Below are 18641 nucleotides of genomic sequence, written 5' to 3'. Positions count from 1 at the left end.
GCGCATCAATAGCGGGTCGTCAGACGGTGACCGGGGCGATGCGACAGGCGCACATAGGTCACCGCCTGCCCCTCCCACCATGTCGAACGCTCGACCGTGAAAACCGGATCACCCAAGGCGCAGGCGAGATACTCACTCAGCCGCTGATCGGCCAGTCCGGCGGAGAGGCTGATCTCAACATCCGAAAAAGGTATTGCCGAGATCAGCCATTCGTTCGGCCCCACCTCTGCAAAATCCTCCTCCCGCGCCTGCGGCAGGGTCGCAAGGTTGATCCAGCGGTCTTCATATTGATAGGGATCGCCATCGGCGTAATGCATACAGACCAGATGCAGCGCCTCGCTGCCTGCGGTCAGTTTCAGCCGCGCGCGCAACCAGTCCGGCGCAGGCTCAACCGCGTGGCTCACCAGCGAATAGCGATAATCAGCGCCCTTCTCTTCGATCTCGGCCCGGACCAGCGGAATGTCGAAGCGCGCCTGCCGCACCGGGGCCATGCGCACCCGCGTCCCGGCTTTGCGGCGGCGCTCGATAAACCCTTCGTCGGCCAATTCGCGCATGGCACGGTTGACCGTCGCGCGGGCGCAGCCATAGGTCTCGGCCAGATCGACTTCATTGGGCACAAGACTGCCCAGAGGCCACTCAGCCTTGGTGATCTTTGACAGGATGTCGGTTTTCACATCCCGGTAGGTGACTTTCATAAGAACGGCCCTGCTGGGTTCATGACTGTTTTATCAAGTATTACACTAGATCAATCGTCAGCCCAAGCGCCCCCGCGCGCCCCACCCGGAGAGAAACCGCCTGAGCCGGGGCGCGGGTCTTGCCTCGCCCCGCGTTTGCTGGAAAATTACGCGCCACCTGCCCCCTCACCCAGAAAGGCCGCCCATGCGCGTTCAGCCCCCGAAAATCCGCACCGCCGCTTTGATGCTGGGCCTTGGCCTGCTCGCCGCTTGTGGCGGTAAGCAGACCGAAGTGGTCGCGGTCCCGGTGGGTGAGGTGGAGTGTATGGCGCGGGCGATGTATTTCGAATCCAACCGCTCCAGCCGCGACGGGATGGTCGCCGTGGGCACGGTGGTGTTGAACCGCGTCCATTCCGAAGCCTTCCCCGATACGGTCTGCGGGGTGGTCGGCCAGCGCAATCAGTTCGCACCGGGCGTGATGACGAAACCGATGAGCGATCGCGGGGCCCCATTGGCCCGCGCCACGGCGCTGGCGGTGCTTCAGGGTGAGCGTCACCCCAAGGTCACCCGCGCGAAATTCTTCCACGCCGCGTGGTACAATGCCAATTACAACAACATGCATTACGTGGTGACCGCAGGCGGCAATGCCTTTTACGAAAAGCGCCGTCCGGCCCTCGTGACCACGCCCAACCCGCTGCCGCCGCTCGAAGGGATCACCCCGCTCTGAGCGTCACAGAACCCCGCGCGCGAGCAGGATCAGCACCAGATAGCGCCCGCCTTTGGCAAGGGTGACAATCAGCAAGAAGCGCCAAAGCGGTTCGCGCATCATGCCCGCGGCCAAGGTCAGCGGATCGCCGATGATCGGCACCCAACTGGCCAGCAGGCTCCAATACCCCCAGCGTTGATACCAGCCAGAGGCCCGCCCCATCTGCCGCGCCGAGAAAGGAAACCAGCGGTGATCGGCAAAATGGCTGAGGTAGCGCCCGAGCAGCCAATTCAGCAGCGAGCCCAGCACATTCCCCAGCGTCGCCACCAGCCACAACAACGCCGTGGCATGGGCACCCGACCACATCAGCCCCAAAAGCACCGCTTCGGATTGCGCGGGGATCAGCGTCGCCGCCAGCAGGGCCGCGAAGAACAGGCTCAGCAGGGCCAGCATGTCAGCGGCGAAGGACGGAAAAGGCGAAAAGGCCGGGCATGGCGCGTCAGTAAAGACGCCGTGGCGTGAGGGCAAGCCGCAGCCGCGCCTTAGGCGTTCCGCGCCACACTTGGGCAGCCGCGCGGCCTATTTCGTCAGGATCAATTTCCCTGCCCGCGTGATGCGCAGCGTATAGGTTTGGCCGTCCAGCACGATATTGGCCGTCGAGCCATTGGGCACCAAGGCACGCGCATCATGCACGGCGTCTTCGACCGGTTGGCCTGCGGGCGAGGGATCGGGCAGCTTTTGCATCAGGCTCATCCTGCGTCCCCCATCTGGCGGGCGCGTTGCAGATCGATGAGGTGCTCAAGGCCAAAGCCATCGCAGGGCGCGGTATCGTTGCTGCCAAGCGCGATATCGCGCCAGCTGTTGTTGGATTGCGTCTGTAGCCGGGCATGGGCCATTGGCTCGGGCGTGGTCACGGGTGTCCTCACGGGGGCGGGCTCCTTTCCATTGACATCCGGGCTTCCGACGCGCGGTGGCTTGGACGGTTTCGGCGTAAAGTCGTTCATACCCCGGCCAAAATACCGGGCTCTTATAACGGCTACTTAATCCGATTATTTTAGTCAAGTATAGAAAGTCCCGCCTGCCCCGCGTCAGACTGCTTCGATTTGCTGAATAGTCTGAAAGCCCTCGAACCGCGGCGCGCCTTCGTGCAGCTTGCGGGTTTGCCCCGCCCGCGCATGCGCCGCGCGAAAGGCGTCGCTGGTGGTCCATGCCCGAAAATGCGCTTCGCTTTCCCAAATGGTGTGCGAGGCATAGAGGATCGTCCCCTCCTCCTCTGGCCCTTTGAGCATGTGGAAGGACACGAACCCCTCCGTCTCTTTCAGATGGCTTTCGCGGTTCAGCCAAAGCTCTTCGAATGCGGCGGCATTCTCGGGCAGTACGGTGAAACGGTTCATGGCAAGGTACATGGGCGGGTCCTTTAATTCTTGGTCAGGGCGTTACAGGGGTCTTCGCGCTTGGTGGGCGGGATCAGGCGGGTCTCGTCAAATGGCATCTCTGTCTGTTTTTCGACAAAGCCGATGGCATGGGTCGTGACCTCGGGGGCCGCTTGCGCGATCAGCGCGGGAATGCCCCAATCGGTGCGGGCATGGCCGTTGCCGGTGATCACGGCCACGGGCGGGCCATAGGTCTCAAGCGCTTCGAGCGCCGCGCGCGCGAATGTGGCGTCGCGGTAGCGTTGCACGGCGACCATGCCCCCCATCATGTCGCGCGGCATGGCCCGGCAATGGGCGGCGAACTGCACCTCGATCCGGGCCGCCAGCTGATCGTCGGCCAGCGGTTGATCAAGGCCAAAGCGCGCCGCTTCCGGCCCGAAAAGAGCGGCTGCGCCCTCAAGATACACACTGCGCACCGCCTCGCGGGGGGCGGCGGCACCGATGATCCGGGCTTCGCCCAAAGCATCGAAGATCGGCGCGTAGATGTCGAAATCCTGCCAACCACTTGCCGCCCAAGCCTGCGCGATCTGGCTGCGATCGGCATCGGCTTTTGCCCCCTGCGCGGCGGTGAGCATCTCGAACACCACAGCAGTGGGGCGCAGCGTCTCCAGCGCGGCGGCCTGTTCGAGATGGGCATGGGGGTTGTCATGTACCTCCCCCAAAATCACGATCTCGGCGAGGGGGTCGGCGCCCGCGGGCAGCGCGAGCCAGAGCAGCAAGGCGGCGCAGCGGATCTTACCGCTCACGATTTGCGCTCATCCGTGTCGGTTTTCACTTCGGGATCGTTATAGTCGTTGGGGTCAAAATCGTCGGGGTCGAAGGGGTCTTCGTCTTCGGCGATGCCGCTGACATGGGTGGTGCCGCTTTCCTCATCGAAAACCAGCCCATAGTTCGCCTTGCCCTCGCTTTTGTAGCGCCGGAATTCGTGGATGCCTGCGTAGACAAAAACCAATGTGATCGGCAACAGAATCAAAAATGCGATAATCTGGGCGTCCATAAACGCGCTCCTTTAGATGCTTGTCGGGGGCCTGTATCACCGAAGGGGGCGCGGCGGGGTGGCACTGCGCGACCGGTGATCCGGCCAAAGATATTACGGTCCGCCGCGCGGGGCTGCGCGGTCTGACCCGATGCGGCCCTATCCGAACCGCCCTGTAAGAGAAAGCATTAATCCGGGGGCTTTGTTCCGCAAGCTCTATTTAACTGGCCCTTGTTTTATTGAGGTTGGCTGGCTCTTGCGCCGCACATTCCCCAGCCTGCGTACTGCCCCGCGCGGGGGCAGCCGCGCCGCCCAACCGCCTATAAAACAAGCACAAACGCCTGCCCCCAGACAGCCGTTCCCGAAAAAACCGCACGTTACAAAAGCTTCGTCAAACTTAAACATTCGTGACATTCACCGCTGCGATAGCTCGCCCCGCAAACCCCGGGGGACTTATGCTCGTCATTTCTGAACTGACCAAAACATTCGGCGCGAACACAGCGGTGGCCCGCGCCAATCTGCAGGTCGACAAGCCGCAGATGATCGGGATCATCGGCCGCTCTGGCGCGGGGAAGTCCACGCTGCTGCGGATGTTAAATCGACTGACCGATGCCTCCTCTGGGCAGATCCTGTTTCAAGGGCGCGATGTGACCGCCCTGCGCGGCGCGGCCCGGCGCGGCTGGCAGGCGGAATGTGCGATGATCTTTCAGCAGTTCAACCTCGTCCCGCGGATGGATGTGGTGTCGAACGTGCTGCACGGCACACTCAACTGCCGCTCGACGCTCAGCAGCATCTTCAACCTCTACCCCGATGCTGACATCACCCGCGCGATTGAAATCCTCGACCGTCTGGGCATCGCGCAACATGCGCCCAAACGGGCCGAGGCGCTGTCGGGTGGCCAGCAGCAGCGCGTCGCCATCGCCCGCGCCCTGATGCAAGACCCGCAGATCATTCTGGCGGATGAGCCGATCGCCAGCCTCGACCCGATGAACGCGCAGGTGGTGATGCAATCGCTCCGCCGCATTCACGAGGAAGACGGCCGTATGGTCATCGCCAACCTTCACACGCTGGATACCGCGCGCCGCTATTGCGACCGCGTGGTGGGGATGCGCGACGGGAAAATCGTCTTTGACGGCACGCCCGCGCAACTGACCACCAGCATGGCCCGCGAAATCTACGGTGCAGACAGCAGCTTCTCCGAAGCCGCCACCTCAACCGAGATCGAAACGCTGGACAAGGTGCCAGCCTGACACGACCCGCCCCAATGGGCATATTTTCAAACTGGAGACGACAAAATGAAGAAGCTCATCGCCGCCGCACTGGCAACCACGGCCCTGACCGGCGCTGCACTGGCTCAATCCGCAGATGTCACCGAATTTCGCATCGGCATCCTTGGCGGGGAAAACGCGCAGGACCGGATGAACTCCTACGAATGTCTGCGCGGCTACACCGAAGAGCGCCTTGGCGTTCCGGCCAAACTCTTCGCCCCTGCCGACTATAACGGCGTGATCCAAGGTCTGCTGGGCGGCACGCTCGACATGGCGTGGCTCGGTGCCTCGGCCTATGCCGCCGTTCACCTGCAAGACCCCGAAGCGGTTGAGCCGGTGCTGGTCAAGATCAACCTCGATGGCTCCTACGGCTACCACTCCATCGGCTTCGCGCGCAAAGATGCGGGCATCAACACGCTTGAAGACATGCAGGGAAAAGTCTTTGGCTTTGGCGATCCGAACTCCACCTCTGGCTACCTGATCCCCTCCATCGAAATCCCCCAGACAACCGGTGCCACCATGGAATCCGGCGACTACTTCGGCGAAGTGAAATTCACCGGCGGGCATGAGCAGACCATCGTCGCGGTCAACAACGGTGATGTCGCGGGCGGCGTGACATGGGCCGACGGTCAGGGCAATTGGGAAGACGGCTACAACTCCGGCGCGCTGCGCAAAGCCGTGGATGCGGGCCTGATCGACATGAACGATCTGGTGGAAATCTGGCGCTCCAAGCCGATCCCCGAAGGCCCGGTCGTGCTGCGCAAAGACCTGCCTGAAGAGGTTAAAACAACCATGACCACACTGGTGGATGAGCTCCACGAGATGGACGCCGACTGCGCCTATGGCGTGGCCGCGGGCGAAAGCCTCGGCTTCGATCCGATTGCCCATGACGCCTATGTCTCGATCGTCGAAGCGCGCAAGGCGAAATCTAACTGATCCTAAGGGACAAAAGACATCTGGCAGGTCCCGGCAACGATTGTCGGGGCCTGTCGTCATAGGGGGACGACAGATGCAACAGACCACCACCGCGCCTGATATCACGGCGGATTACCTTGCCCATACCCGACAAAAGCGGGTGATGAATATGATCTTGCTGGTCGTTTTCGTGGCCCTGCTGATCGGCGGTTTCGGCACCGCCAATGCCCGCAACGCAGGCGGGCTCTGGAACGGGCTGCCCAACGTCTTTGACTTCCCCGCCGATGTGCTGAGCGAGGCTTGGGAGCGCGTCCATCTGCTGCCCGGCTATTTCGTGAAATACCTCCCCTCTCTCATCGAGACGGTGAACATCGCCGGGGCCGCGACGCTGATCGGTGCGCTTTTCGCGTTTTTCGCCGCCCTTCTGGCCACCCGCGGCCTTGCCCCCGCGCCATGGCTCGTCGGCCCGCAGCGCCGCCTGCTGGATGTGCTGCGCGCCGTGCCTGAAATTGTCGTCGCCCTCGTGCTGATCTTTTTGCTCGGTGGTGGCCCGGTGCCTGCGATGATCGCCATCGCGCTGCATACCGTGGGCGCGCTTGGCAAGCTCTTCTCTGAGGTGAACGAGAACGCGTCGCTCAAGCCCGTCGACGGGCTTGCCTCTGTCGGGGCGGGCTGGCTGCAACGGATGGTCTTGGGCGTCGTGCCACAGGTCGCGCCCAACTATCTCTCCTACGCGCTGCTGCGGTTTGAGATCAACATTCGCGCCTCGGCCATTCTTGGTTTCGTCGGCGCAGGCGGCATCGGCTATGACCTGCGCAACACGATGTCTTGGGGCCAAGGCAAATTCGACGAAGCAGCGGCGATCTTTCTGCTGCTCTTCGGCACTATCATCATCGTTGACCAAGTCTCGAGCCATTTCCGCGACCGGCTGACCCATGGCCGCGCCTATAAGGACAAGGGAGCCATCCTGTGACCGACCTTACCGCTTCCACCCTCCCTGCCCAGCAGGTCGCCAGCCGCAGCTTCCGCCGCAAGCGCATGGCGAGCCTTGCCGCGCCGGTGCTGATCCTTGCCTACCTCGCTTACGTCTTCTTCGCCTTTGACGTGGCCGGGCTGGGCGATCGTATCAACGTGTCGAACATGAAGACGCTGGTCGCCGACAGCTATAGCTACAAAACCCATGTCGCCCGCGACAACCGCAACGGCGAGATGGAGATCGCCATCGAAGGTGAGCGCAAGGGCCGCTATGCGCCGGGCACCGCCCCCGATTGGGTCACCTTGGGCGAGACGACGCTTGTCGAGCTTGGCAACGGCCATACCGTCGAACTGGGGCCGGAGGTGCGCTATGACGTGCCGGGCTACGGCCTGATCACCGCCACGCCGGGGCGCAGCGGCGTCAATGCCACCCTGCCCGACGGCCCCCTGCCCGAGTGGATCAACGCCTCCAAAAACCGCCTTGCGATCACCACGGACGCGGGCCGCCTGACGATCACCCGCAACCGTGCCGAGGTCTTTCGCTATTTCAACGGCTGGGAGCTGTTCTTCTTCACGCTCGACAGCCCCTACCATGGCATGTCCCCGCTAGAGCTGCTGCGCAGCGGTGAATACGGCGCGATCTGGCAGGATTTCTGGACCAACAAAATGTGGCGTCACGGCGATGTCGCTTGGGCGCTGGTTGAGACCATTCTCATGGCCTTTCTCGGCACCTTTGGCGCGGCGATGATTGCCCTGCCGCTGGGGTTCCTCGCGGCCAAGAACTTCTCCCCCTTAGGCGGTCTGCGCTTTGCCGCGCGGCGGTTGTTCGACTTCCTGCGCGGGGTCGACGGGCTGATCTGGACCATCGTTCTCTCCCGCGCCTTTGGCCCCGGCCCGCTGACCGGATCACTGGCGATCCTGCTGACGGATACCGGCACCTTCGGCAAAATCTTCTCCGAAGCGCTGGAGAATGTGGACGATAAACAGATCGAGGGCATCGCCTCCACCGGGGCAGCACCTGTGCAACGCTACCGCTTTGGCGTCATCCCGCAGATCACCCCGGTGCTGCTGAGCCAAGTCCTCTACTATCTGGAATCGAACACCCGTTCGGCCACCATCATCGGCGCGATCACCGGCGGCGGCATTGGCCTGCTGCTAACCCAAGCGATCATCACCCAGAAAGATTGGGAGGAAGTCAGCTATTACATCGTGCTGATCATCCTGATGGTCGTGGCGATGGACAGCTTCTCAGGCTGGCTGCGCCGCAAGCTGATAGCGGGCACCGAGGCGGGTCACTAAGGCCGCGCATCAATCGCCGGGGTTCAGCGTCAGCGTCACGCGGTCCCCGGCGAACCATGTCACCCCATATTCCACCGGCACACCCTCCGGGTCCACGTTGATCCCGGCAGACCGCAAGATCGGCGCGCCTTCGGTCAGCCGCAAATGCAGCGCCTGCGTGGCATTGGCCAGTTTCGCCGTCAGCCGGGTCGAGGCGCGGGTGTAATCTGCCACCCCGCCCTGCGCCAAGGCCGAGGTGACCGAGCGGCTGGTCTCAAGCGCTTTTAACAGATCAGGGAACCGCGCGGCAGGAAACAGGCTGCGGAAAATCGCGATGGGCTGGTCATCGGCCAACGACAGCCCCTCATAGACATGCACGAGCGCCTCTCCCTCTAGCCCAAGCTGCTCGGCCTCATGGGCCGAAGCCGCGCGGGTCTCCAGCATCAAAATCTGCTTGGCCGGCACCCGCCCCGCCGCCGCGAGGTTCTGGTGAAACCGCACCCTCTTGCCGATGGGGTAATCCGTGGGCCGCTGCGCCACGAAGACCCCCGCTCCGCGACGGCTGTAGGTCAGCCCGCTCTCGTTCATGTCGCTGATCGCCCGGCGCACCGTGTGACGGTTGACCCCAAACCGCGCCGCCAATTGCGCCTCGGTCGGGAGCCGATCGCCGGGGGCGTATTTCCCCGTGGCGATGTCATGGGTCAGCGTGGCGGTGATGGTTTTCCAGATCGCAGTTCGGGCCATGTCGCAGAAGTTTCACATATCCATGCTTGCGCCAGCGGGAGGCCAGCGGCTAATACTTGTCTAGTTGTATAGTAAATTAGACAAATGCACAAGGTGTCTAGATGACGGTTGAAATAAAAGAAAAGACCCGCGATCGGCAGGCTTGGATGGGGCTGCTCGCGCGGGCCGAGGCCGCTGATCTGGCCCGGCTCTGGGCCCGCTACGGCGCGGTTCCAGCCCATGACCTGCTCCGCGCGCCCGAGATCGGCGGCGTCATGCTGCGGGGCCGGATGGGCGCCGTGGGCGATGCCTTTAACATGGGCGAAATGTCGGTCACGCGCTGTTCGGTGCGGCTTGCGGATGGGCCTGACGGCCACGCCTATGTCCAAGGCCGCAGCCGCGACAAGGCGCTGCAAGCGGCCCTCGTTGATGCCTTGATGCAGAGCGATGCCGCCAATGAGGTCCGCAGCAAACTGCTCGCCCCACTGGCCGAGATCGAGGGCCAACGCCGCGCCCGCCGCGCCGCCAAAGCCGCCGCCACAAAGGTCGATTTTTTCACCATGGTCAGAGGAGAAGACTGATGCAGACCCTATCGCTGACAGGCGGGTTTCGCGACGCGCCGAAAGACGCCGCTTTCGCCTTTCGCGCGGTGATGAACGCCATGGCCAAACCGGGTGAGATCAACAGCGTGACCGGGGCCGAACCGCCTGCGGGCCTGTCCACCGCCGCCGGGGTCGTCTTGCTGACACTCTGCGACCCCGAAACGCCGCTCTACCTCGCGCCCGGCTTTGACCGGCCCGAAGTGCGCGACTGGATTACCTTCCACACCGGCGCGCCCTTCGCCCCGGCCAATGCGGCGCACTTCGCCTTAGGCGCTTGGGACGACCTGCCGCGCGGCGACTTCCCCCTCGGGACCGCCGCCTACCCCGACCGTTCCGCAACGCTGATCGTCGAGGTGGATGATCTACAGGCCAACGGCGCAACCCTCACCGGCCCCGGCATCAGAGACCGCACCGCGCTGTCGCTGCCCGACCGCGCGGCCTTCCAACAAAACGCGACGCTCTTCCCGCGCGGTTTGGATTTCATTTTCACCTGCGGCGACCGTCTGGCGGCGCTGCCCCGAAGCACAAAGGTGTCCTGATGTATGTAGCGGTAAAAGGCGGCGAGCGGGCGATCGACAACGCCCACGCATGGCTTGCCGAGGAGCGGCGCGGTGACGCAAGCGTGCCGGAACTCAGCGTTGCGCAAATTCGCGAACAGATGACGCTGGCGGTGAACCGGGTGATGGCCGAAGGCTCGCTCTATGACCCTGACCTCGCCGCGCTGGCGATCAAACAGGCGCGGGGCGATCTGATCGAAGCGGTATTTTTGATCCGCGCCTATCGCACCACCCTGCCGCGTTTCGGGGCCTCGCGCCCGATGGACACCGGCACCATGGCCTGCGACCGCCGCGTCTCGGCCACCTTCAAGGATGCGCCGGGCGGGCAGGTCTTGGGGCCGACCTTCGACTACACGCACCGGCTGCTTGATTTCAAACTGGCCGCCGATGGTGAGGTGCCGTCCGCGCCCGAAGTGGCCGATGCCGAGCCTTCTAAAGACACGCCGCACATCATGGAATTCCTCGACCGCGAAGGGCTGATGCAGCGCGACACGGATACCAGCACCCCGCCGCGCGATCTGACCCGCGAGCCGCTGGAACTGCCCGCCACCCGCGACCTGCGCCTGCAAGCGCTGACCCGCGGCGACGAAGGTTTCGTGCTTGGCATGGCCTACTCCACCCAGCGCGGCTATGCGCGCAACCACGCTTTCGTCGCGGAACTGCGCATCGGCAAAGTGGCGGTGGAAATGGACATTCCCGAGCTGGGTTTCGCCATCGAGATCGGCGAGGTTGAGCTGACCGAATGCGAAACGGTGAACCAATTCACGGGCTCCAAGTCCGAGCCGCCGCAGTTCACCCGTGGCTATGGGCTGGTCTTCGGCATGTCCGAGCGCAAGGCGATCTCCATGGCGCTGGTGGACCGGGCATTGCGTTGGGAGGAACTGGGCGAAGACAACCTCGGCGCGCCTGCGCAGGATGCGGAATTCGTGCTTTATCATGCCGACAACATCCAAGCGACGGGATTCTTGGAGCATATCAAACTGCCCCATTATGTCGATTTCCAATCCGAGCTTGAACTGATCCGCAAGCTGCGCCGGGAGGCAACGGCGGCCCAAGACGCGCCGCGGGAGGCCGCAGAATGAGCCCCGCCATGACACCGAGCGAACAATACACGAATGAGGACCGGGGCATGAACGACTACAACTTTGCCTATCTGGATGAGCAGACCAAGCGGATGATCCGCCGCGCGATCCTGAAAGGGCTGGCGATCCCGGGCTATCAGGTGCCCTTTGCCAGCCGCGAAATGCCGATGCCCTACGGCTGGGGCACGGGCGGGGTGCAGGTGTCTGCCGCCGTGCTGACGCCCGAGGATACCTTCAAGGTGATCGACCAAGGCGCGGATGACACGACCAACGCCGTCTCGATCCGCCGCTTTTTTCAAAAGACCGCCGGTGTCGCGGTGACCGAAGCCACGACCGAGGCCAGCGTCATCCAGACCCGCCACCGCATTCCCGAAGCCGCGCTGCGCGAAGATCAGGTGCTGGTCTATCAGGTGCCGATCCCCGAACCGCTGCGCTTTCTTGAACCTTCGGAAGTCGAGACCCGCAAAATGCACGAGCTGGAGGAATACGGGCTGATGCATGTAAAACTTTACGAAGACATCGCCCAACACGGCGCGATTGCCACGGCCTATGCCTATCCGGTCAAGGTCGAAGGGCGCTATGTGATGGATCCTTCGCCGATCCCGAAATTCGACAATCCGAAACTGGAAATGGCCGCGATCCAGCTCTTCGGCGCGGGGCGCGAACAGCGTATCTATGCGCTGCCGCCCTATACGCAGGTCGTGTCGCTAGATTTTGAGGACTACCCCTTTGAGGCCAGCAAGGCAGACCACCCCTGCGGGCTTTGCGGGGCCGAGGACAGCTATCTGGATGAGTTGATCGTCGATGACGAAGGTGGGCGTCTGTTCATGTGTTCCGACACCGATTATTGCGCGGCCCGTCAGGCCGCCGGGCATCGCGGCGCGGATGCGGCCCCTGTGTTGGAGGGCATGGCATGACTCCTTTATTGCAAGTTGAAAACATCGCGAAATTCTATGGCGCGCGGATCGGCTGCACTGATGTCAGCTTTGATCTCTACCCCGGTGAGGTCATGGGCATCGTCGGCGAGAGCGGCTCGGGCAAGTCGACGCTGCTGAACACGCTGGCGGGGCATCTGACGCCTGATCGCGGGGCGGTGCGTTTCGACACCCGCGCCGATGGGCTGCGCGACACGGTGACGATGAGCGAGCCGGAGCGCCGGATGCTGTCGCGCACAGATTGGGCCTTTGTCCACCAACACGCCCGCGACGGGCTGCGCATGAACGTCAGCGCAGGCGGCAATGTGGGCGAGCGGCTGATGGCCGTGGGCGCGCGACACTACGGCGACATCCGCGCCAGCGCCACCGACTGGCTGGGCCGGGTGGAGATCAACGAAGACCGGATCGACGACCGACCTTCGGCCTTCTCAGGCGGGATGCAGCAACGCTTGCAGATCGCCCGCAACCTCGTGACCGGGCCAAGGTTGGTCTTCATGGACGAACCCACCGGCGGGCTGGACGTAAGCGTTCAGGCACGACTGCTCGACCTGCTGCGCGGTCTGGTGCGCGAGATGGGGCTGAGCGCCATTATCGTGACCCATGATCTGGCGGTGGTGCGGCTGCTGGCGGATCGGCTGATGGTGATGAAAGACGGCCATGTGGTGGAAACCGGACTGACCGATCAAGTCTTGGACGACCCGCAGCATGGCTATACCCAGCTTTTGGTCTCTAGCGTGCTACAGGTGTAATCATGCAAGAAAAACCATTCAATTTCAAAGTTATACTAAACAAGGCTAAACCATGATACGCGTTGAACATGTGAGCAAATCCTTTACCCTGCACAACCAAGGTGCTGCGGTGATCCCGGTGATGCGCGGCGGTGAATTGACCGTGGCGCGCGGCGAATGCGTGGCGTTAACCGGGGCGTCGGGTGCCGGAAAATCGACGTTGATGCGGATGATCTATGGCAATTACCTGACCGCTTCGGGCCGGATCATGGTGGGCGACCTGGATGTCGCCCGCGCCGCCCCGCGTGAGATATTGGACCTGCGCCGCAACGTGCTGGGCTATGTCAGTCAGTTCCTGCGGGTGGTGCCACGGGTGGCGACGCTTGACGTGGTGGCCGAACCGCTGCGCGCGGTGGGCAGCAGCGAGGCCGACGCACGGGCGCGGGCCGGAGAACTGCTGGCGCAGCTCAACATCCCGCAGCGGCTTTGGCAGCTTAGCCCCACGACCTTTTCGGGCGGGGAGCAGCAGCGGGTGAACATCGCGCGCGGCTTTGCACACCCCTACCCGGTCTTGCTGCTGGATGAGCCGACGGCGAGCCTTGATGCCATCAACCGCGCCACGGTGCTGGCGCTGATCGAAGAAGCCAAGGCCCGCGGCACGGCGATCTTGGGCATCTTCCATGATGAGGCCGCCCGCGACCAAATCTGCGACCGCGAAGTGGACGTGACCCGTTTCACCCCCGGACTGGCCGCATGAGCGGGCGTTTTATCGCGGTGGTCGGCCCGTCGGGTGTGGGCAAGGACAGCGTGATGGCGGCGCTGGCGGAAGCGCAGCCCGATTTGTTCCTCGCCCGCCGTGCCATCACCCGCCCAAGTGCTGCGGGGGGCGAAGACTTTGACGGGATCGATGAGGCCGCGTTCCTGCGGTTGGAGGCAGATGGCGCCTTTGCCTTGAGTTGGGCCGCGCATGGGTTGCGCTATGGCATCCCCATCGCGGTGGAGACGGCCCTAGCCGAGGGGCGCGACGTGCTGGCGAACCTCTCTCGCAGCATGCTGACCGAGGCAAAGCTGCGGTTTGCGCGGTTCGAGGTGCTGTCGCTGACCGCTTCGCCCGACGTATTGGCAGACCGGCTGCGGGGCCGTGGGCGCGAGACCGAGGCGGAAATCTCCGCCCGGTTGGCCCGGGCCGACCGCGCCCTGCCCGACCATATCGCAGCGATAGAGATCGACAACTCCGGCCCGCTCAAGCAGACCGTGGCTAAGGCGTTGGCGGCGCTCTATCCCGAGAGGGCGGCGCGGTGAACCTCGTGGAACATACCGTCTTCGGCCTGCCCCACCAGCGTCAGACTGCCCAGCGTGAAGGGCTGCGGCAGGTGCGGCGCGATATAGGGGGCCAGCGCCGCGGTGACCTGTGGCAGATCACTTTTCGGGAGCTTGCCGGTCAGTGTGATGTGAAAGCGAAACGCCTCCATCACGTAAGGATAGCCCCATTTCGTCAGGTTCGCCTCTTGCGCCGGGGTCAGGTTGGCTTGGCGGCGGCGGGCCAAATCCGCCTCTGCCGGGGGTGCGCGAAAGGCATCGAGCCCGCGCACCACCTCGGCGGCCATGGCATTGAGCGTGGCGGCGTCCCCCTCAGGCGTCAGCGCCAGAAAGCGGCCCAGCGGGGTCAGGGCCAGACCGTCCAGCGTGACGGGGGCAAGCTGCGCACAAACTGTCTCGAACGCGGATTGCAGGCCGTCGGCCGATGTGCCCTCAGCCAAAACGAAAGGCGGTTTGATCGTCGCATGCAGCCCGTATTTGCGCGGTGTTTCGGTCACGGCGGCCACGTCCAGCGCGGCCACTTCAGGATGCGCCACGGCCTGCCCGCGCGCCACATCCCAGCCCAGCCAAGCGGCTCCGGCTTCGGCCAAACTGCCCTGCGGCGTGTAATAGATCGCGTAGCGGTGGAACTTCATTCATCTTCTCCCTGCATCCATGGATGCGCAACAAGCGTGACGTTCACATGACAAAAGAAACCATTCTCGCCAATGCCAAAATCATTCTGCCCGATGCGGTAATCCCCGGCAGCGTGGTGCTGCGCGACGGGGTGATCGCCGATATCGCCGAAGGCACCGCCGTGCCACAGGGGGCGGTCGATTGCGCAGGCCGCTACCTTGCCCCCGGTCTGGTGGAACTGCACACCGACAACCTTGAGCGCCATATGAAACCGCGCCCCAAGGTCGACTGGCCGCACCGCGCGGCGATCATCGCCCATGATCGGGAGCTGGCGGGCACCGGGATCACCACGGTCTTTGACGCGATCCGCGTGGGGTCGATCGTCTCGGACGACGGGCGCAAACGCTATGATAAATACGCCCGCAACATGGCCGATGAAATTCTGATGATGCGCGACAGCGGCGCGCTGTCGATCAGCCACCACATCCACCTGCGCGCCGAGGTATGCTCGGAAACGCTGGAAGAGGAATTGGCCGAATTCGGCCCCGACGATAAGGTCGGCATCGTCAGCCTGATGGACCACACGCCGGGCCAGCGGCAATTCCGCGACGTGCAAAAGTTCGAGGATTACGTCTGCGGCAAGAACGGTCTGCCGCGTGAGGATTTCGGCGACTACGTCACCTTCCTGCACGGGTTGCAAGAACGGCTGGGCGCGAAACATGAGGCGGCAGCGGTGGCAGCCGCCGCGCATTATGGCGCAGCACTGGCGAGCCACGATGACACCACAGCCGAACAGGTCGCGACCAGCCACGCCCACGGCGTGCGCTTGGCCGAATTCCCCACCACCCGCGCGGCGGCAGAGGCCTGTCACACCCAAAACATCGCCACGATCATGGGCGCGCCCAACCTCGTGCGCGGCGGGTCGCATTCGGGCAATGTGGCGGCAAAGGAATTGGCGGAACTGGATCTGCTCGATATTCTGTCGTCTGACTATGTCCCCGCGGCCCTGCTGTTGGGGGCGGTGCAACTGGGCAATCTTTGGGGCGATATGGCGCGGGGGCTGGCGACCGTCACCCGCACGCCCGCGCATCACGTAGGCCTGACCGACCGGGGCGAGATCGCTTTGGGTGCGCGGGCCGACCTGATCCAGTTCGAGGTGATGAAAGATGCGCCGATCCTGCGGTCGGTCTATGCCATGGGCCACCGCGTCGCGTAGCCTCTCATCCTCTCCGGCATCCGCCAATCTTGGCGGGTGCTGGCCCGCGTTTTTCTGCGCAAAAACCCGCCCCTTGAAAGAATGTGCTTCTTGCGCTCGTCTTGCCGCTTCATAAGACTAGGTTACATATACCCTGCAACTTGCAGGTTGAATTTAGCCGGGTCCAACGACCGACAAGCTTGAGGAAAATGGTGCAAGAAGCATTGAGATTGGCGAGCGATCGCCTTGGGCAGATCGTCGAAGACGCGGCAAGCGAAGTTTACCTGTTTTCAGTCGAAGACTTTACCTTCACCCTCGCCAATCGCGGCGCGCGGGAGAACCTTGGCTATTCGATGGAAGAGCTGCGCGGCATGGCGGCGTGGGACATCAAGCCCGAACTGACGCGCGAGGCGTTTCTGGACCTCGTCGAGCCGCTGATCAACGGCAAGACGACAACGATTGAATATGAGACGGTCCACCAGCGCAAGGACGGCTCGCGGTATTGCGTTCTGACCCATTTGCAGCTGATCTCAACCGAAGGCGAAAAGGTCCTTTATGCGGCCATTCAGGACATCACCAAACAGAAAGAGACCAACGCGGCGCTGACCAAAGTCTCGGCCCGGCTGGACGCGATCCTGAGCAACACCACGATGGCCATCTTCATGATGGACGACAAACAGCAATGCGTCTTTATGAACCGCGCAGCCGAAGAGTTGACCGGCTATAAATTCGAGGAAACCATCAACAGACCGCTGCATGACGTGATCCACCACACCCACCCCAACGGGCGGCATTTCCCGATCGAAGACTGCGCCATCGACCGCGCTTTTCCGGAAAACCACCAGACGCAGGGTGAGGAAACCTTTGTCCATAAGGACGGCAGTTTCTATCCCGTGGGCTTCACCGCCTCGCCGATGAAGGATGAGACCGGCAAAACCGTGGGCACCGTGATCGAGGTCCGCGACCTGCGCGAGGAACTGCGCGCGCGCAATGCGGAGCTTGAGTTCAGCAATGCGCTGAAAACCAAGGTCGAAGAGGCCATGGCCGAACGGGACCGGCTTGAGGCGCAGTTGGTACAGGCGCAAAAGATGGAAGCCGTGGGCCAACTCACTGGCGGCATCGCGCATGATTTCAACAACCTGCTTCAGGTGGTGGGCAGCAACCTTCAGCTTTTGTCAAAGGAACTGGCCGAGGTCGACGCCAAGCGGCGGTTTGTCGACAACGCCATGGCGGGGGTGTCGCGCGGCGCAAAGCTGACCGCGCAACTGCTCGCCTTTGGGCGGCAGCAACCCTTGGAGCCGAAGCCGCAAAACCTTGGCCGATTGGTGCGGGGCATGGACGACATGTTGCGCCGCACCCTTGGCGAAGGGATCGAGGTCGAAACGGTGATCTCGGGCGGGCTGTGGAACTGTCTTGTCGATCCGGCGCAGTTGGAAAACGTGATCCTGAACCTTGCGATCAACGCGCGCGACGCGATGGCCCACCATGGCAAGCTGACAATCGAAGTGGGCAACGCCGCCCTTGACGACGCCTATGCCCAAAGTCACCCGAATGTGGCCCCCGGCCAATATGTCATGCTGGCGATCACCGATACCGGCGCAGGCATCGCACCGGAGATCATGGAAAAGGTCTTTGATCCCTTCTTCACCACCAAAGACACGGGCGAAGGCACGGGGCTTGGCCTCAGCATGGTTTACGGCTTCATCAAACAGTCCGGCGGGCATATCAAACTCTACAGCGAAGAGAACCAAGGCACGACCGTGCGGGTCTATCTGCCGCGCACGCAGCGCCAGGAAGAAAGCGCCCCGTTGCCTGCCACCACCGAAACGCCCACGGGCAGCGGTGAGGTGATCCTCGTGGTCGAAGACGACGCCGCCGTGCGCGAGACCGCCGTCGATCAGCTGCGCGATCTTGGCTATGGCGTGCTCACCGCCGAGAATGCCGATAGCGCGTTGGCAATCGTCAAAAGCGGGGTGAAGATCAATCTGCTCTTTACCGATGTGGTCATGCCTGGCAAAATCCGCAGCCCCGAGCTTGCCCGCGAGACCAAGGCGCATCTGCCGAATGTCGGCGTGCTCTTTACCTCGGGCTATACCCAGAATGCGATTGTCCACGCCGGGCGGCTGGACGAAGGGGTCGATCTGCTGAGCAAACCCTACACCCGCGAGCGGCTGGCCCTGAAAATTCATGAGATTCTCTCTCGCCAATCCGGCAGCGATGCCGCCCACGGGGCGCAGGAAGACGCGCACAGCGCCCCCGATGACGCACCTAGAATTTTGCTGGTCGAAGACGATGCGCTGATCAGCATGGCGACCGCGGATATGCTTGCCGATCTGGGCTATGCCGTGACCGAAGCCGACAGCGTCGCCGCCGCCGAACGCAGCCTTGAGGCCGAGCGGTTCGACATCATGTTCACAGATCTCGGCCTGCCCGACGGCTCTGGCATGGATCTGGTGCAGCACGTCACGCAACTACGCCCCGAGATCGCGGTTATCATCGCCTCTGGGGCCGATCCGCGAGAATATGCCGAAGGCGAGACCGAGCCCTCGCGCTATGTCAGCTTGATGAAACCCTATGACGAGCATTCTTTGAAACGCGCCTTGGAGCAGTGCAAAGAGCCCACGGGATAAGGTGGCTAGGATCAGCCCCGTTTTCGATC

Annotated in this window: 23 protein-coding genes; 14 read left to right on the top strand and 9 right to left on the bottom strand. The window is 63.1% G+C overall.

What is annotated here, in order from left to right; all coding sequences use genetic code 11:
- Positions 1 to 5: 5 nt before the first annotated feature.
- Positions 6 to 695: a UTRA domain-containing protein gene (locus K3762_RS05740; protein ID WP_132445702.1), complete on the bottom strand. Its 690-nt coding sequence runs from the start codon at positions 693 to 695 to the stop codon at positions 6 to 8.
- Positions 696 to 879: 184 nt separating this feature from the next.
- On the opposite strand from K3762_RS05740, the gene K3762_RS05735 reads away from it, so the two are divergent.
- The gene (locus K3762_RS05735; protein ID WP_240791631.1) at positions 880 to 1401 is read left to right on the top strand and encodes a cell wall hydrolase; all 522 of its coding nucleotides are present in this window, start codon (positions 880 to 882) and stop codon (positions 1399 to 1401) included.
- A gap of 3 nt (positions 1402 to 1404) precedes the next feature.
- On the opposite strand, the gene K3762_RS05730 is transcribed toward K3762_RS05735, so the two are convergent.
- The 6 genes from K3762_RS05730 to K3762_RS05705 all read right to left on the bottom strand — a co-directional run bounded on the left by K3762_RS05730 (position 1405) and on the right by K3762_RS05705 (position 3810).
- Positions 1405 to 1833: a YqaA family protein gene (locus K3762_RS05730; RefSeq protein WP_120352159.1), complete on the bottom strand. Its 429-nt coding sequence runs from the start codon at positions 1831 to 1833 to the stop codon at positions 1405 to 1407.
- Between the two features lie 126 nt (positions 1834 to 1959).
- Positions 1960 to 2124 (bottom strand): hemin uptake protein HemP, encoded by a 165-nt coding sequence (locus K3762_RS05725; protein WP_082849466.1) that lies wholly within the window; start codon positions 2122 to 2124, stop codon positions 1960 to 1962.
- Between the two features lie 5 nt (positions 2125 to 2129).
- Positions 2130 to 2306 (bottom strand): hypothetical protein, encoded by a 177-nt coding sequence (locus K3762_RS05720; RefSeq protein ID WP_161487453.1) that lies wholly within the window; start codon positions 2304 to 2306, stop codon positions 2130 to 2132.
- Between the two features lie 162 nt (positions 2307 to 2468).
- A complete protein-coding gene (locus K3762_RS05715) occupies positions 2469 to 2786 on the bottom strand; it encodes an antibiotic biosynthesis monooxygenase (RefSeq protein ID WP_120350552.1) in 318 nt (105 codons plus the stop codon).
- Positions 2787 to 2797: 11 nt separating this feature from the next.
- Positions 2798 to 3559, bottom strand: coding sequence for a ChaN family lipoprotein (locus K3762_RS05710; RefSeq protein WP_260012242.1), 762 nt, complete (start codon positions 3557 to 3559; stop codon positions 2798 to 2800).
- Positions 3556 to 3810, bottom strand: a complete 255-nt coding sequence (locus tag K3762_RS05705; protein ID WP_067935896.1) for a hypothetical protein — start codon at positions 3808 to 3810, stop codon at positions 3556 to 3558. Before K3762_RS05705 ends, K3762_RS05710 begins: the two co-directional genes overlap by 4 nt.
- A gap of 434 nt (positions 3811 to 4244) precedes the next feature.
- Here K3762_RS05705 and phnC point away from each other — a divergent pair, with 434 nt between their 5' ends.
- The 4 genes from phnC (at position 4245) to phnE (K3762_RS05685) (ending at position 8246) form a co-directional block, all read left to right on the top strand.
- Positions 4245 to 5039, top strand: coding sequence for a phosphonate ABC transporter ATP-binding protein (gene phnC, locus K3762_RS05700; protein WP_132445696.1), 795 nt, complete (start codon positions 4245 to 4247; stop codon positions 5037 to 5039).
- A gap of 45 nt (positions 5040 to 5084) precedes the next feature.
- Positions 5085 to 5993, top strand: coding sequence for a phosphonate ABC transporter substrate-binding protein (phnD, locus tag K3762_RS05695; RefSeq protein ID WP_260012239.1), 909 nt, complete (start codon positions 5085 to 5087; stop codon positions 5991 to 5993).
- A gap of 73 nt (positions 5994 to 6066) precedes the next feature.
- Positions 6067 to 6945, top strand: coding sequence for a phosphonate ABC transporter, permease protein PhnE (gene phnE / locus K3762_RS05690; RefSeq protein ID WP_260012238.1), 879 nt, complete (start codon positions 6067 to 6069; stop codon positions 6943 to 6945).
- A gap of 65 nt (positions 6946 to 7010) precedes the next feature.
- Positions 7011 to 8246, top strand: coding sequence for a phosphonate ABC transporter, permease protein PhnE (phnE, locus tag K3762_RS05685; protein ID WP_240791633.1), 1236 nt, complete (start codon positions 7011 to 7013; stop codon positions 8244 to 8246).
- A 9-nt stretch (positions 8247 to 8255) separates the two neighbouring features.
- Here the strand turns inward: phnE (K3762_RS05685) and phnF are convergent, their stop codons facing one another.
- Entirely contained in the window at positions 8256 to 8969 is a 714-nt protein-coding gene (gene phnF, locus K3762_RS05680) for a phosphonate metabolism transcriptional regulator PhnF (protein WP_132445684.1), read from the bottom strand.
- A 101-nt stretch (positions 8970 to 9070) separates the two neighbouring features.
- Between phnF and phnG the strand changes: the two genes are divergently transcribed.
- The 7 genes from phnG to phnN are packed head-to-tail and all read left to right on the top strand — an operon-like array spanning position 9071 to position 14154.
- Complete coding sequence (gene phnG, locus K3762_RS05675; RefSeq protein WP_132445681.1) at positions 9071 to 9529, top strand: phosphonate C-P lyase system protein PhnG; 459 nt, start codon at positions 9071 to 9073, stop codon at positions 9527 to 9529.
- Positions 9529 to 10089, top strand: coding sequence for a phosphonate C-P lyase system protein PhnH (gene phnH / locus K3762_RS05670; RefSeq protein WP_132445678.1), 561 nt, complete (start codon positions 9529 to 9531; stop codon positions 10087 to 10089). The genes phnG and phnH overlap by 1 nt, the downstream gene beginning before the upstream one ends.
- Positions 10089 to 11189 (top strand): carbon-phosphorus lyase complex subunit PhnI, encoded by a 1101-nt coding sequence (locus tag K3762_RS05665; protein ID WP_132445675.1) that lies wholly within the window; start codon positions 10089 to 10091, stop codon positions 11187 to 11189. Before phnH ends, K3762_RS05665 begins: the two co-directional genes overlap by 1 nt.
- A 47-nt stretch (positions 11190 to 11236) precedes the next feature.
- Positions 11237 to 12106 (top strand): alpha-D-ribose 1-methylphosphonate 5-phosphate C-P-lyase PhnJ, encoded by an 870-nt coding sequence (locus K3762_RS05660; RefSeq protein ID WP_260012791.1) that lies wholly within the window; start codon positions 11237 to 11239, stop codon positions 12104 to 12106.
- Positions 12103 to 12873: a phosphonate C-P lyase system protein PhnK gene (gene phnK, locus K3762_RS05655; protein ID WP_007117460.1), complete on the top strand. Its 771-nt coding sequence runs from the start codon at positions 12103 to 12105 to the stop codon at positions 12871 to 12873. Before K3762_RS05660 ends, phnK begins: the two co-directional genes overlap by 4 nt.
- A gap of 52 nt (positions 12874 to 12925) precedes the next feature.
- The gene (gene phnL / locus K3762_RS05650; RefSeq protein WP_260012234.1) at positions 12926 to 13609 is read left to right on the top strand and encodes a phosphonate C-P lyase system protein PhnL; all 684 of its coding nucleotides are present in this window, start codon (positions 12926 to 12928) and stop codon (positions 13607 to 13609) included.
- Complete coding sequence (gene phnN, locus K3762_RS05645) at positions 13606 to 14154, top strand: phosphonate metabolism protein/1,5-bisphosphokinase (PRPP-forming) PhnN (RefSeq protein WP_260012232.1); 549 nt, start codon at positions 13606 to 13608, stop codon at positions 14152 to 14154. Before phnL ends, phnN begins: the two co-directional genes overlap by 4 nt.
- Here phnN and K3762_RS05640 read toward each other — a convergent pair.
- The gene (locus tag K3762_RS05640) at positions 14130 to 14807 is read right to left on the bottom strand and encodes a DUF1045 domain-containing protein (protein ID WP_260012229.1); all 678 of its coding nucleotides are present in this window, start codon (positions 14805 to 14807) and stop codon (positions 14130 to 14132) included. The two genes, phnN and K3762_RS05640, sit on opposite strands and share 25 nt — an antisense overlap.
- A gap of 47 nt (positions 14808 to 14854) precedes the next feature.
- Here K3762_RS05640 and K3762_RS05635 point away from each other — a divergent pair, with 47 nt between their 5' ends.
- Entirely contained in the window at positions 14855 to 16003 is a 1149-nt protein-coding gene (locus tag K3762_RS05635) for an alpha-D-ribose 1-methylphosphonate 5-triphosphate diphosphatase (protein ID WP_260012226.1), read from the top strand.
- 209 nt (positions 16004 to 16212) lie between these two features.
- Positions 16213 to 18612 (top strand): PAS domain S-box protein, encoded by a 2400-nt coding sequence (locus K3762_RS05630; protein ID WP_240791630.1) that lies wholly within the window; start codon positions 16213 to 16215, stop codon positions 18610 to 18612.
- Positions 18613 to 18641: the final 29 nt, after the last annotated feature.

The sequence above is a fragment of the Sulfitobacter sp. W074 genome, assembly GCF_025142275.1.
In the GTDB taxonomy this organism is placed as follows: Bacteria; Pseudomonadota; Alphaproteobacteria; order Rhodobacterales; family Rhodobacteraceae; genus Sulfitobacter; species Sulfitobacter profundi.
Note: the sequence above shows the minus strand (reverse complement) of the source record. Positions and strands in the feature narration are given on the sequence as shown.